This window comes from Mesorhizobium neociceri (genome assembly GCF_013520985.1).
In the GTDB taxonomy this organism is placed as follows: Bacteria; Pseudomonadota; Alphaproteobacteria; order Rhizobiales; family Rhizobiaceae; genus Mesorhizobium; species Mesorhizobium neociceri.
Genome location: NZ_JACDTY010000003.1, coordinates 1 through 13,758 on the forward strand (window position 1 = coordinate 1; position 13,758 = coordinate 13,758).

The 13,758-nt window shown below is 61.9% G+C and carries 17 protein-coding genes; 13 read left to right on the top strand and 4 right to left on the bottom strand.

The features are described from left to right. Positions 1-105: 105 nt before the first annotated feature. Positions 106-411, bottom strand: coding sequence for a hypothetical protein (locus H0241_RS07890; protein WP_181056879.1), 306 nt, complete (start codon positions 409-411; stop codon positions 106-108). 145 nt (positions 412-556) lie between these two features. Here H0241_RS07890 and H0241_RS07895 point away from each other — a divergent pair, with 145 nt between their 5' ends. Further along, positions 557-760: a dodecin family protein gene (locus H0241_RS07895; RefSeq protein ID WP_181056880.1), complete on the top strand. Its 204-nt coding sequence runs from the start codon at positions 557-559 to the stop codon at positions 758-760. A 165-nt stretch (positions 761-925) separates the two neighbouring features. Further along, a complete protein-coding gene (locus tag H0241_RS07900; RefSeq protein WP_181056881.1) occupies positions 926-1,291 on the top strand; it encodes a PRC-barrel domain-containing protein in 366 nt (121 codons plus the stop codon). A 70-nt stretch (positions 1,292-1,361) separates the two neighbouring features. Here the strand turns inward: H0241_RS07900 and H0241_RS36120 are convergent, their stop codons facing one another. Then, a complete protein-coding gene (locus H0241_RS36120) occupies positions 1,362-1,484 on the bottom strand; it encodes a hypothetical protein (RefSeq protein WP_023688444.1) in 123 nt (40 codons plus the stop codon). A gap of 198 nt (positions 1,485-1,682) precedes the next feature. On the opposite strand from H0241_RS36120, the gene eno reads away from it, so the two are divergent. From eno to H0241_RS07955, 11 genes are all read left to right on the top strand, one after another. Further along, positions 1,683-2,957 (top strand): phosphopyruvate hydratase, encoded by a 1,275-nt coding sequence (gene eno / locus H0241_RS07905; RefSeq protein WP_181056882.1) that lies wholly within the window; start codon positions 1,683-1,685, stop codon positions 2,955-2,957. 137 nt (positions 2,958-3,094) lie between these two features. Continuing rightward, a complete protein-coding gene (locus H0241_RS07910) occupies positions 3,095-3,418 on the top strand; it encodes an FtsB family cell division protein (RefSeq protein WP_181056883.1) in 324 nt (107 codons plus the stop codon). A 195-nt stretch (positions 3,419-3,613) separates the two neighbouring features. Then, positions 3,614-4,660, top strand: a complete 1,047-nt coding sequence (gene pdhA, locus H0241_RS07915; protein WP_181056884.1) for a pyruvate dehydrogenase (acetyl-transferring) E1 component subunit alpha — start codon at positions 3,614-3,616, stop codon at positions 4,658-4,660. Positions 4,661-4,675: 15 nt separating this feature from the next. Further along, the gene (locus H0241_RS07920; protein ID WP_181056885.1) at positions 4,676-6,067 is read left to right on the top strand and encodes a pyruvate dehydrogenase complex E1 component subunit beta; all 1,392 of its coding nucleotides are present in this window, start codon (positions 4,676-4,678) and stop codon (positions 6,065-6,067) included. A gap of 18 nt (positions 6,068-6,085) precedes the next feature. Next, positions 6,086-7,453 (top strand): pyruvate dehydrogenase complex dihydrolipoamide acetyltransferase, encoded by a 1,368-nt coding sequence (locus tag H0241_RS07925; RefSeq protein WP_181056886.1) that lies wholly within the window; start codon positions 6,086-6,088, stop codon positions 7,451-7,453. A 15-nt stretch (positions 7,454-7,468) separates the two neighbouring features. Then, entirely contained in the window at positions 7,469-7,894 is a 426-nt protein-coding gene (locus tag H0241_RS07930) for a hypothetical protein (protein ID WP_181056887.1), read from the top strand. Next, entirely contained in the window at positions 7,891-8,532 is a 642-nt protein-coding gene (locus tag H0241_RS07935; protein ID WP_181056888.1) for an SGNH/GDSL hydrolase family protein, read from the top strand. Before H0241_RS07930 ends, H0241_RS07935 begins: the two co-directional genes overlap by 4 nt. Positions 8,533-8,557: 25 nt before the next feature. Next, complete coding sequence (gene lpdA, locus H0241_RS07940) at positions 8,558-10,006, top strand: dihydrolipoyl dehydrogenase (protein ID WP_181056889.1); 1,449 nt, start codon at positions 8,558-8,560, stop codon at positions 10,004-10,006. 102 nt (positions 10,007-10,108) lie between these two features. Further along, positions 10,109-10,366 (top strand): GlsB/YeaQ/YmgE family stress response membrane protein, encoded by a 258-nt coding sequence (locus tag H0241_RS07945; RefSeq protein ID WP_181056890.1) that lies wholly within the window; start codon positions 10,109-10,111, stop codon positions 10,364-10,366. Between the two features lie 127 nt (positions 10,367-10,493). Next, the gene (gene lipA, locus H0241_RS07950; protein WP_181056891.1) at positions 10,494-11,471 is read left to right on the top strand and encodes a lipoyl synthase; all 978 of its coding nucleotides are present in this window, start codon (positions 10,494-10,496) and stop codon (positions 11,469-11,471) included. Positions 11,472-11,524: 53 nt separating this feature from the next. Next, positions 11,525-11,986, top strand: a complete 462-nt coding sequence (locus H0241_RS07955; RefSeq protein WP_181056892.1) for a type II toxin-antitoxin system RatA family toxin — start codon at positions 11,525-11,527, stop codon at positions 11,984-11,986. On the opposite strand, the gene H0241_RS07960 is transcribed toward H0241_RS07955, so the two are convergent. Beyond that, entirely contained in the window at positions 11,962-12,471 is a 510-nt protein-coding gene (locus tag H0241_RS07960; RefSeq protein ID WP_181056893.1) for a CinA family protein, read from the bottom strand. The genes H0241_RS07955 and H0241_RS07960 overlap by 25 nt on opposite strands. After that, positions 12,468-13,691 (bottom strand): bifunctional 2-C-methyl-D-erythritol 4-phosphate cytidylyltransferase/2-C-methyl-D-erythritol 2,4-cyclodiphosphate synthase, encoded by a 1,224-nt coding sequence (locus H0241_RS07965; RefSeq protein ID WP_181056894.1) that lies wholly within the window; start codon positions 13,689-13,691, stop codon positions 12,468-12,470. Before H0241_RS07965 ends, H0241_RS07960 begins: the two co-directional genes overlap by 4 nt. Positions 13,692-13,758 lie beyond the last annotated feature (67 nt).

Sequence of the window (13,758 nt, forward strand, 5' to 3'; positions counted from 1 at the left end):
TCGCGAAGATCATTGGAAAGAGGTCGGGTCATCAGATGCTGGCCTCCACTCCAGCCAGCATCTTGAATCACAAAACCGACAAATCGGGAATCCCCTTCGATTCCATCAAGTCGTGAACCGCTCTAGCGTCGTTGCGCCGAACTCGCGCACGCGCAGCGTGTCGCGGATCGCCTTCGGCAGCGAATAGAGGCCAATGACCGCGAACACGACGGGGACGAAGACGAGCGGATTGAATTCGCCGTCGGTGACATTGAAATTGAGCGGCAGTTCGAAATACCAGGGGATCAGGATCGCGATCAGCAGCATGGCGCCGGCAAAGAAATAGCCGCTGGACGCAGTGGCCGCATTGGCGTCGACCGCCGGTTCCGGCGGCTGCGCCGCTGCTGGCTGCTGACTGCGCCTTCGAGCCATTGCCGCCTCACCAAAGACCGGACGTTCTTTCAATGCCATGCCGGGCGGTGGCGTGACAATGCCCCTTTGGGCGCCGACGCTTGTGGAAGGCATAAGCCGGCTGTAGGCTGCTCCTTGCAAATGAGCGTCTTGGCAGGAGGAAGCCATGTCTGTTGCCCGCGTTACCGAAATCACGTCGTCGTCGACGAAGAGCTTTCAGGACGCCATCGAGCAGGGAATTGCGCGTGCCTCAAAGACGCTGAAGAACGTCGAAGGCGCTTGGATCCAGGACCAGAAGATCGTCGTCGAGGACGGCAAGATCGCGGCCTATCGCGTCAATATGAAGGTGACTTTCATCCTCGCGGACTGAGCGCCTGGCAACTCCTTGTTGGAGCATGATCTCCGGACAAAACGGTCCCGTTTGTCCGAGAAAACCGGTTCCCACTTTTCGGGATCATGCTCTGAAAAAAACGGGAACTTTCGCCCGCGCCCCTCATTGTCAAAGTACGATCAACGACAATGAGGAGCATCAGACATGACCACCCAGACAGGCCACACCGAAGCCATCGCGGCTTCGCGCGTCATCGGCACGTCGGTCTACAACACCGAAGGCAAGAGCATCGGCAGCATCGAGGACATCATGCTCGACAAGACGTCGAACGGCATCATGTTCGCTGTGATTGGCTTTGGCGGTTTTCTCGGCATTGGCGAGAAATATCACGCCATTCCTTGGGCGAGCCTCGACTATGACGAGGACAGAGGCGGCTATGTCGTGCCGTTCTCCAAGGATCAGTTGAAAGCGGCTCCATCCTATTCGATCAATGAACTGGCCGGCGCCGATGGCGAGGCCGCACGTGACGCTTCCTATGACTACTACAGGGTCACGCCTTATTGGCATTGATCCGGCGCGCTGACGCCTGACGTGAAAGGGCCCCCGTAATCGGGGGCCCTTTCACCGCAATACACGGTTCCTATTCTGCGGCGTAAAGCGTCGACAACTGCGTTGCCGCCTTTGGCGGCTGCTGGGTGTCGCATGACGTCAGGAACGCCGCCGCGATGAGGAACAAACTCACAATACCGCTCAACTCAGACATGGCGAAACTCCTCCTGTTTCGCCCCGCGCGAATGCGACCATAAACCAGAAACGGCCACGCCATGCATGAATTATGATGACAGAAATTTGCGCTTCGTGAATCGCTGACGCGGCACTATTTGCAAGCGCCCCGATTGCCTTTTGCGGCACTTTGGCTAAGAGGGGCGCGACGCTTAATCGATCAATCGGGGACATCGCAATGACCGCCATCATCGACATTATCGGGCGTGAAATCCTGGACAGCCGTGGAAATCCGACCGTCGAGGTCGACGTAGTTCTCGAAGACGGCTCGATGGGCCGCGCCGCGGTGCCGTCCGGCGCCTCGACCGGCGCGCATGAAGCCGTCGAACTGCGCGATGGCGGTGCCCGCTATCTCGGCAAGGGTGTGCTGAGGGCAGTCGAGGCTGTCAACGGCGAGCTGTTCGAGGCGATCGGCGGCATGGAAGCCGAAAACCAGATCCACATCGACCAGACCATGATCGAGCTCGACGGCACGCCCAACAAGAGCCGGCTCGGCGCCAACGCCATCCTCGGCGTGTCGCTGGCTGTCGCCAAGGCAGCGGCGGAAGCCGCCGGCCTGCCGCTGTACCGCTATGTCGGCGGCACCAAGGCGCATTTGCTGCCGGTGCCGATGATGAACATCATCAATGGCGGTGCGCATGCCGACAACCCGATCGACTTCCAGGAGTTCATGATCCTGCCGGTCGGCGCACCGACTTTGCGCGAAGGCGTGCGCTGGGGTTCGGAAGTCTTCCACACGCTGCGCAAGAAGCTCAAGGATGCCGGCCACAACACCAATGTCGGTGACGAAGGCGGTTTTGCCCCGAACCTGAAGAGCGCGCCGGTGGCTCTCGATTTCATCATGGAATCGATCGAAAAGGCCGGCTTCAAGCCGGGCGAAGAGATCGCGCTCGGCCTCGATTGCGCGGCGACCGAATTCTTCAAGGACGGCAATTACGTCTATGAAGGCGAGAAGAAGACCCGCGATCCCAAGGCGCAGGCCAAATACCTGGCCAAGCTTGCCGCCGACTATCCGATCATCTCGATCGAGGACGGCCTGGCCGAGGACGACTGGGAAGGCTGGAAGTACCTGACCGACCTGATCGGCAAGAAGACGCAGCTGGTCGGCGACGACCTGTTCGTCACCAACACGGCGCGGCTGCGCGACGGCATCCGCATGGGCGTCGCCAATTCGATCCTGGTCAAGGTCAACCAGATCGGCTCGCTGACCGAGACGCTCGACGCCGTCGAGACCGCGCACAAGGCCGGCTACACCGCCGTCATGTCGCACCGTTCGGGCGAAACCGAGGATTCGACTATCGCCGATCTCGCCGTCGCCACCAATTGCGGGCAGATCAAGACCGGCTCGTTGTCGCGCTCCGACCGCATGGCCAAGTACAACCAGCTGATCCGCATCGAGGAAGAGCTCGGCAAGCAGGCGCGCTACGCCGGCAAGTCGGTGGTCAAAGCGTAAATTCTGCCGCATTGGCTGACATGACGAGGGCGGGATTTTTCCCGCCCTTTTTCATGGCCGTTGTTGCCAAATCCGTCTGCCCGTAACCGTCCATTAAGCACAATCGGGCGACATAGGGCGGTCAAAGGATTGCGACCATGTGGACACGCCAGCACAAGCAGAGAAACACCGGCCGGCTGATCATCCCGTCGCTTTGCGTGGCGTTCCTCGCCTATTTCGGCTTTCATGCCTATCATGGCGAATTCGGCATCTATTCCAAATACCAGCTCGAAGCACAGACCGTCGAACTGCAGGCCAAGTACGATGCCATCAAGGCGCGCCGGGTCGATCTGGAGCGTCGTGTCCAGCTCATGCATGAGGGCACACTTGAAAAGGATATGCTTGACGAGCAGGCGCGCAGAGCGCTCAATCTGTCCCAGGCCGATGAAATCACCATCATGCTGCCGACGAATCCGAAATAACTGAATTCCAGTTAATCGCTGTTATCACCAATGATTCTAAACGTTTAGACGCATGCCAGCCATGCATTTTTCTGCATGGCGAAACGCGTTCTCGCATGTTAGCTTCTTTTAAATCGGTGGGGAGGAGCTGATCCTCCCCAGAGCAGACTTGATCTGCTTTAGTGTCCGCAAAGAGACGCCAACAGGGAGTGATGCATGGCCACCGCCGCCAAAAAAGCGCCTGCCAAATCCGTCAAATCGACATCCGCCAAATCAACGGGGCTTGCCGCCCCCAAACCAGCCGAGTTCACCAAGGACGAGGAGCTTGCCGCCTACCGGCACATGCTGCTCATCCGCCGCTTCGAGGAAAAGGCCGGCCAGCTCTACGGCATGGGCTTCATCGGCGGCTTCTGCCACCTCTATATCGGCCAGGAAGCGGTCGTCACCGGCATGAAGATGGCGCTGATCCAGGGCGACCAGATGATTACCGCCTATCGCGACCATGGCCACATGCTGGCGATGGAGCTTTCGCCGCGCGGCGTCATGGCCGAGCTGACCGGACGCCGCGGCGGCCTGTCGAGGGGCAAGGGCGGCTCCATGCACATGTTCTCGAAGGAGAAGCATTTTTACGGCGGCCACGGCATTGTCGGCGCGCAGGTTTCGCTCGGCACGGGCCTGGCCTTCGCCAACCGCTACCGCGACAACAACAATGTGTCGCTGACCTATTTCGGTGACGGCGCGGCCAATCAGGGCCAGGTCTATGAAAGCTTCAACATGGCCTCGCTGTGGAAGCTGCCGGTGATCTACATCATCGAAAACAACCGCTACGCCATGGGCACTTCGGTGTCGCGTTCGTCGGCCGAAACCAATTTTTCGCATCGCGGCGCATCATTCAAGATTCCCGGCATCCAGGTCGACGGCATGGATGTGCGTGCGGTCAAATCCGCCGGCGATCAGGCGACCGAATGGTGCCGTGCCGGCAATGGGCCGATTATCCTGGAAATGCAGACCTACCGCTATCGCGGCCATTCCATGTCTGACCCGGCAAAATACCGCTCCAAGGAAGAAGTGCAGAAGATGCGCTCCGATCACGACCCGATCGAGCAGGTCAAGGCACGGCTGATCGGCAAGAAGTGGGCCGACGAAGACGAGCTCAAGAATATCGACAAGCAGGTCCGCGACATCGTCGCCGACGCCGCCGAATTCGCCCAGCACGACGCCGAGCCGGATCCGTCCGAGCTCTGGACCGACATCGTATTGTAACGGGAGGGCAAGGACATGCCGATCGAAATTCTCATGCCCGCTCTCTCGCCGACCATGGAAGAGGGCAATCTTTCCAAGTGGTTGAAGAACGAGGGCGACAAGGTCGTCGCCGGTGACGTGATCGCCGAGATAGAAACCGACAAGGCGACGATGGAAGTCGAAGCCGTCGACGAAGGCACGATCGGCAAGATCGTGGTTCCCGCCGGCACCGAAGGCGTCAAGGTCAATGCGGTGATCGCCATTTTGCTGCAGGACGGCGAAAGTGCCGCCGATGCCAGCAAGACCGCGGCGCCTGCCAAGGCCGAAGCGCCGGCAAAGGCTGAAGCCCCGGCCGAAGAGGCCACTCCGGCCGCCAAGCCAACTCCTGTTGCCGCCGCGCCGAAAACCGAAGTCGCCGCCGATCCCGACGTTCCGGCCGGCACCGAGATGGTCTCGACCACGGTGCGCGAGGCACTGCGCGATGCCATGGCCGAAGAGATGCGCCGCGACGGTGACGTCTTCGTCATGGGCGAGGAAGTCGCCGAATACCAGGGCGCCTACAAGATCACGCAAGGCCTGCTGCAGGAATTCGGCCCTCGCCGCGTCGTCGACACGCCGATCACCGAGCACGGCTTTGCCGGCGTCGGCGTTGGTGCGGCGATGGCAGGCTTGAAGCCGATCGTCGAATTCATGACCTTCAACTTCGCCATGCAGGCGATCGACCAGATCATCAACTCGGCGGCCAAGACGCTTTACATGTCGGGCGGCCAGATGGGCGCGCCGATCGTATTCCGCGGACCGAACGGGGCCGCGGCCCGCGTCGGCGCCCAGCATTCGCAGTGCTACGCCGCCTGGTACAGCCACATTCCCGGCCTGAAGGTGGTGATGCCCTACACGGCCGCCGACGCCAAGGGTCTGCTCAAGGCGGCGATCCGCGACCCGAACCCGGTCATCTTCCTCGAAAACGAAATCCTCTACGGCCAATCCTTCGACGTGCCGAAGCTTGATGATTTCGTGCTGCCGATCGGCAAGGCGCGCATCCACAAGCAGGGCAAAGACGTCACCATCGTGTCGTTCGGCATCGGCATGACTTACGCCATCAAGGCGGAAGCCGAGCTGCGCGGCATGGGCATCGATGCCGAGATCATCGATCTCAGGACCATCCGCCCGCTCGACCTCGACACCGTCATCGCCTCGGTGAAGAAGACCAACCGCCTGATCGTGGTGGAAGAAGGTTTCCCGCAAAGCTCGGTCGGCGACCATATCGCCAACCAGGTGTCGCAGCGCGCCTTCGATTTCCTCGACGCGCCGGTCATCACCATTGCCGGCAAGGACGTTCCGATGCCCTATGCGGCCAACCTCGAAAAGCTGGCCTTGCCCAATGTCGGCGAGGTCATCGAGGCGGTCAAAGCCGTCACGTATCGCTGAGCCGGTCGGGAGAACATCATGCCAATCAACATCACCATGCCGGCGCTCTCGCCAACGATGGAAGAGGGCAATCTTTCGAAGTGGCTCGTGAAAGAGGGCGACAAGGTTTCGCCGGGCGACGTCATCGCCGAGATCGAGACCGACAAGGCGACGATGGAAGTCGAGGCCGTCGATGAAGGCACGGTCGCCAAGCTGGTGGTTCCGGCCGGCACCGAAGGCGTCAAGGTCAATGCGCTGATCGCCATTCTGGCCGGCGAAGGCGAGGATGCGGGTGCAGCGGCAAAGGGTGGCGGCGATGCTGCGCCTGCGAAAGCTGAGGCTCCGAAAGCTGAAGCGCCGAAGGCCGAGGCAGCAAAGCCGGAAGCCGCTGCCGCGGCGCCTGCGCCGGCCAAGGCCGCCCCGGTCGCCAATGGTCACGTCGATGGCGAGCGCACCTTCGCTTCGCCGCTGGCTCGTCGCATCGCCAAGGATGCCGGCGTTGATGTGTCCGCCGTGACCGGCACCGGCCCGCATGGCCGCGTCGTCAAGGCCGATGTCGAGGCGGCGATTGCCGGCGGCGGCGCAAAGGCGGCACCGGCCGCGAAAGCCGCACCTGCCAGCGCTCCAGCGCCTGCGCCGGCTGCGGCACCCAAGGCAATGTCCGACGAGCAGGTGCTGAAACTGTTCGCAGAAGGCTCCTACGAGCTCGTCCCGCACGACAATATGCGCAAGACCATTGCGCGCCGGCTGGTCGAGGCGAAGACAACCATCCCGCACTTCTACCTGACGCTCGATTGCGAGCTCGACGCGCTGCTGGCGCTGCGCACGCAGTTGAATGCCGCTGCTCCGACGAAGAAGACCGAGAAGGGCGAGGCGCCCGTCTACAAGCTGTCGGTCAACGACATGGTAATCAAGGCGATGGCGATGGCGCTGATGGCGGTGCCGGATGCCAATGCATCGTGGACCGACACCGCCATGGTCAAGCACAAGCATGCCGATGTCGGCGTTGCCGTGTCGATCCCCGGCGGCCTGATCACGCCGATCATCCGCCATGCCGACGAAAAAACGCTGTCCACCATCTCCAACGAGATGAAGGATCTGGCTAGCCGCGCCCGCAGCCGCAAGCTGAAGCCCGAGGAATATCAGGGCGGCACCACGGCGGTCTCCAATCTCGGCATGTTCGGCATCAAGGACTTTGCCGCCGTCATCAACCCGCCGCATGCGACGATCCTGGCGGTGGGTGCCGGTGAGCAGCGCCCGGTGGTCAAGAATGGTGAGATCAAGATCGCCAACGTCATGTCGGTGACGCTGTCGACCGATCATCGCGCCGTCGATGGTGCGCTCGGCGCCGAACTTCTGGTCGCCTTCAAGCGCATGATCGAAAACCCGATGGGCATGCTGGTCTAGGGAAGGAAAAGGGTGGTGCGGACATTCTTCACCTCCTTCATGGCCTTCTTCCTGTCTTTGCTTGTCGGCGCCATCGTTGCAGTGGGGTTGGCGATAAACACAGATGCGCACGAGGAATACATTCTCGTGTTCATCGCGTGCGGGTTGGTCACCACTGTCGTGACAATGTTGTTTTTCATTGCGCAGTTTTTCCCCAATCCCCTCAATGCCATCAATTGGGTGGGGATCGGTACATTCGTGTTGTTCGTGCTGATCGGTTTCGGCTTGATCGGCTGGACTTTTTCCCAACCGCCCGAGGGACGCGATTGGGGAGGGAACCTGCCAATCATCGCGGGTTTGGTTCTGCCGAGCCTGGTTACGATCGCGGTGCATTGGCTGTTCGTACGCTGGCGGGTCATGCGCGGGCAGGCGGATTTTGGCAGAGGCGAGGCAAGTGCATGAAGACGATTCTCTGCTATGGCGATTCCCTGACCTGGGGCTATGACGCGGCGAGCCTCGGGCGCCACGCTCTGGCAGACCGCTGGCCGAGCGTACTCAAGGCGGCGCTGGACGACGATGATATCGAGGTCATTGCCGAAGGCCTGAACGGCCGCACCACGGCCTTCGACGACCATCTGGCCGGAGCGGATCGTAACGGCGCCAGGCTTTTGCCGACAATCCTGACCAGCCATGCGCCAATCGACCTGATCGTCATCATGCTCGGCGCCAACGACATGAAGCCGTGGATCCATGGCAATCCGGTCGCGGCCAAGCAAGGCGTGCAGCGGCTGATCGACATCGTGCGCGGCCACGATTACCCGTTCGACTGGGCCGCGCCGCAGATCCTGATCGTGGCGCCGCCTGCGGTCAGCCGCACGGACAATGCCGAATTCAAGGAAATGTTTGCAGGCGGCGATGAGGCCTCGAAGCGGCTGGCGCCGCAATATTCGATCCTGGCCGACGAAGCAGGCTGCGGCTTTTTCGATGCCGGCACGGTGGCCACGACCACACCGCTCGACGGTGTCCATCTCGATGCGGAAAACACGCGCAACATAGGTGAGGCCTTGGCGCCGCTGGTGCGCGTGATGCTGGAACTCTAGACAAAGACAATCAGGGAGAAACCCCGTGGCAGAATCCTACGACGTCATCATCATCGGCTCCGGCCCCGGCGGCTATGTCACGGCGGTACGTTCCGCCCAGCTCGGCTTCAAGACGGCGATCGTCGAGCGCGAGCATCTCGGTGGCATCTGCCTCAACTGGGGCTGCATCCCCACCAAAGCGCTGCTGCGCTCGGCCGAGATCATGCACTACTCGGACCATCTCAAAGACTATGGCCTGAAGCTCGAAGGCGGCAAGGTCAGCGCTGATACCGCGGCCGTCGTCGACCGCTCGCGCAAGGTTTCGCTGCGGCTTAATGGCGGCGTCGCCTTCCTGATGAAGAAGAACAAGGTCGACGTCATCTGGGGCGAGGCCAAGCTCTCCAAGCCCGGCGAAATCGTCGTCTCCAAGACCGCCAAGAAGCCGATGGAGCCGCAGCCGCCGGTGCCGAAAGGCGTCAAGGGCGAGGGCACCTACACCGCCAAACACATCATTCTCGCCACCGGCGCGCGGCCGCGTGCGCTGCCCGGCATCGAACCGGACGGCAAGCTGATCTGGACCTATTTCGAGGCCATGGTGCCGAAGGAAATGCCGAAATCGCTGCTGGTGATGGGATCCGGCGCCATCGGCATCGAATTCGCCTCGTTCTACCGCACCATGGGCGCGGAGGTGACGGTAGTCGAACTGTTGCCGGCAGTGATGCCAGTCGAGGACGCCGAGGTCTCGAAATTCGCGCAGAAGCAGTTCGAGAAGCAAGGCATGAAAATCATCCTTGAGGCCAAGGTGACCAAGGTCGAGAAGGGTGCGAATTCCGTTACGGCGCATGTCGAGATGAAGGACGGCAAGGTCGAGAAGATCACCGCCGACCGCATGATTTCGGCCGTCGGCGTGCAGGGCAACATCGAGAATCTCGGCCTTGAGACGCTCGGCGTGAAGACCGACCGCGGCTGCGTAGTTGTTGACGGCTACGGCAAGACCAACGTGCCGGGCATCTACGCCATTGGCGATGTCGCCGGGCCGCCGATGCTCGCGCACAAAGCCGAGCATGAAGGCGTGGTGTGCATCGAAAAGATCGCCAACTTCCCCGGTGTGCATGCGACCGACAAGCTGAAGATCCCGGGCTGCACTTACTGCAATCCGCAGGTCGCTTCGGTCGGGTTGACCGAAGCCAAGGCGAAAGCCGAAGGCAAGGACATCCGCGTTGGCCGCTTCCAGTTCGGCGCCAACGGCAAGGCGATCGCGCTCGGCGAGGACCAGGGTTTCATCAAGACCATCTTCGACAAGAAGACCGGTCAGTTGCTCGGTGCCCATATGGTCGGCGCCGAGGTGACGGAGCTGATCCAGGGCTTTGTCGTGGCGATGAACCTCGAAACGACCGAAGAAGAGCTGATGCACACCATCTTCCCGCATCCGACGCTGTCGGAGATGATGAAGGAAAGCGTGCTCGACGCCTATGGGCGCGCGCTCAACGCATGATAGATTCGCCGCGCGAGACTCAGACGCATGCGCCGGAGAGCTCTGACGGCAAGGCAGTTCGTATCCGGTTGCATTTTCACCTGACACAGGAGGAGTTGGCATATGGACGTGAATGGCGTGGGCTGGATTGCAGCCATCATCATCGGCGGCTTGGCCGGGTGGCTGGCCGAAATGGTCATGAAGAGCAACACCGGCATCTTGATGAACATCATTATGGGCATTGTCGGCGCGGTGGTGCTCAACGCAATTCTCCGGGCGCTCAACATCGAGCCCTTCGGCGTCGGCTGGCTCGCCTATCTAATCACCGGCTTCATCGGCGCCTGCCTGCTCATCTTCGCCGGGCGGCTCATTCGCCGCTAGAGCCCCGCTATGCGAAAAAGGCTGTGGCGGCATGCGCCGCCGCGGCCTTTTTCTTTACTCCGAAAAGTCCTAGATGACGTCAGGAAGGCGAACGCCGACGGGCGGATGCCAACAAATCAGGTTTGAGATGGTCACTGTTCTCGACACGATCGCCAACGCGCCGCGCCTGCGGCACCCCGAGAAGGCGCACAAGCCCGACCAGGAGGTGCTGCGCAAACCCGACTGGATCCGCGTCAAGGCGCCAGTGTCCAAGGGCTATGCCGAAACGCGCGAGATCGTGAAGTCGCACAAGCTGGTGACGGTGTGCGAAGAGGCCGGCTGCCCCAATATCGGCGAATGCTGGGAGAAGAAGCACGCCACCTTCATGATCATGGGCGAGATCTGCACGCGCGCCTGCGCCTTCTGCAATGTCGCCACCGGCATCCCGAACGCGCTCGACGCCGATGAGCCGGCGCGCGTCGCGCACGCCGTCAAGCAGATGGGGCTGACCCATGTCGTCATCACCTCGGTCGACCGTGACGATCTTGCCGATGGCGGGGCGCAGCATTTCGCCGAGGTCATCCGCGCCATCCGTGCAGCGACGCCTTTGACGACGATCGAAATCCTGACGCCCGATTTCCTGCGCAAGGAAGGCGCCTTGGAGATCGTCGTGGCCGCCAAGCCCGACGTCTTCAACCACAATCTCGAAACAGTGCCGTCGAACTATCTGACGGTGCGTCCGGGCGCGCGCTATTTCCACTCGATCCGGCTGCTGCAGCGGGTCAAGGAGCTTGATCCGTCGATCTTCACCAAATCCGGCATCATGGTCGGCCTCGGCGAAGAGCGGAACGAGATCCTGCAGCTTATGGACGACCTGCGTTCGGCCAATGTCGACTTCATGACCATCGGCCAGTATCTGCAGCCGTCGAAGAAGCACCATCCGGTGATCCGCTTCGTCACGCCGGAGGAGTTCAACTCCTTCGCGACGATCGGCAAGACCAAGGGTTTCCTGCTGGTGGCGTCGAGCCCGCTGACGCGCTCCTCGCATCACGCCGGCGACGATTTCGCCAGGCTGCGGGCGGCGCGCGAGGCGCAGCTCAAAAAAGCAGCCAACGCCCTGCTTTAAGTGATGCATGTCGTGTTCTCAAAACCGGGGCCACTTTTGAGCGACATGCATTAATGCCGAAATTCGAAGCCACCCGCCGCGTTGCCCACACGCCGGAGCAGATGTTTGCGCTGGTCGCCGATATCGAGACCTATCCTGAATTTCTGCCGCTTTGCGAGGCGCTGACGGTGCGCTCGCGCAAGGAGCGTGACGGCCGCACCATTCTCGTCGCCGATATGAGCATCGGCTACAAGGCGATCCGCGAGACCTTTACGACGCAGGTGCTGTTGAAGCCGGACGAGAACACAATCGACGTCAAATACATCGATGGGCCGTTCAAATATCTGAGCAACATCTGGCGATTCGAGGCGGCCGATGGCGGTGGCTGCAGCGTCCGCTTCTTCATCGACTACGAGTTCAAGAGCCGCATCCTCGGCGCGCTGATGGGCACCATGTTCGATCGCGCCTTCCGCATGTTTTCCGAAGCCTTCGAAAAGCGCGCCGACGTGATCTATGGAACGACGCCCATTTCTTGAGTGTCGCCGAGCGCGCGCAGGCCGATCTCCAGCGCATGCTTGACCGTCTCGCTGCGGATGAAGTCGCGGCCATTGTCGGCAAACAGATTGAGCTCGGCGGCTACAGGCCCACCCCGCAGCGCAACGCCGAACCAGACCAGGCCGACCGGCTTGTCCGGCGAGCCGCCGCCGGGGCCGGCAATGCCGGTGACGGCAAGCGCCAGACCGGCGTGCGAGCGGGCCAGTGCGCCTGCCGCCATCTCCAGAACCGTTTCGCGCGAGACGGCGCCATGCGCTTCGAGCGTGGCGGCAGAGACGCCGAGCATCTCCATCTTTGCTTCGTTGGAATAGGTGATGAGGCCGCGGTCGACGACGGCGGACGAGCCGGCAATGTCGGTGAGGGCGGCAATGATCATGCCGCCGGTGCAGCTTTCGGCGGTCGCCAGCATGATGCCGCGCTGCTGGCAGGCCTGGAGCAGGGCGTTTGCGAGGTCGCCGTTGCTCATGCCGGGACCTCCCCAGGGAAGACGACGCTGGCGGTGGCGATGGCTGCTATGCCTTCCTCACGGCCGACAAAGCCGAGTTTTTCATTGGTCGTCGCCTTGATCGAGATGCGATCGCTGGAAATGCCCAGCATCGCCGACAGCGCTTTCGTCATGGCGTCGCGATGCGGGCCGACGCGCGGCGCCTCGCAGATCAGCGTGATGTCGGCATTGGCGATGCGCCCGCCGCGTTCGCGCACCAGCCTGGCCGCATGTTCGACGAAGATTTTTGAAGCCGCGCCCTTCCATTGCGGATCGGAAGGCGGGAAATGCGTGCCGATGTCGCCGGCGCCGCAGGTGGCAAGCAGCGCGTCGGTCAGCGCGTGCAGGCCGACATCGGCATCCGAATGTCCCGACAGCTTTTTGCCGTGCGGAATGGCAACGCCGCACAGAGTGACATGGTCGCCGGGCTCGAAGGCATGCACGTCATAGCCATTGCCGGTGCGGATGTCGGGAAAACGCTCGCCGGTAAGCCGCTGATCCGCCATCGCAATATCCTTTGCCCAGGTGAGTTTGACATTGTCCGGCGACCCCTGGACGATTTTGACCGGAATGTGCGCCCATTCGGCGATCGCGGCATCGTCGGTGAAATCCGTCTTGCCGAGGTGATGGGCCTTTTCGTGTGCGGCGAGCAGCGGCCAGAACGGAAAGCCTTGCGGTGTCTGAGCGGCATGAAGGCCGGCCCTCGGCACCGTCTCCTCGATCATTCCGCTGGCTGACTCGCGCTTCAGCGTGTCGGCGACGGGCAGCGCCGGCAGCGCGCCCTGGCGCTCGCCAATGGCCGCGATGGTGCGGTCGATCAGGGCCGTGTCGACAAAAGGCCGCACCGCATCGTGCACGAGGACACGGCCCGGCGCTTGGCCCCTCAGTTCGAGCAGTCCCAGCCGAACCGAAGCTTGGCGCGACTCGCCGCCGACCACGGTGGTGACCCGTTCGGCATTGGCGCCGGCTGCCTTGTCGAAAAGCGCGCGGTCATCGGCGTGGATGGCAACGACGACTGGGCCAATCTCAGGGTGTGCCAGGAACGTCTCCAGCGTGCGGGCGATGACGGCGCGGCCGCCGATGCGCTGATATTGTTTCGGCCCGTCGGCCTGTCCGGCGCGCGCGCCGCGGCCGGCGGCGACGATCACCACGCCGACCTTGTCGGTCGCGAGCCCGACCAGTTTTTCGCTTGCTTCTGTCATGCCGAGAGGCTTAGTCGCGGCTCATGGCTAAGGCCAGCATTTTCCCAAATGCGCCGCATTGTGACGT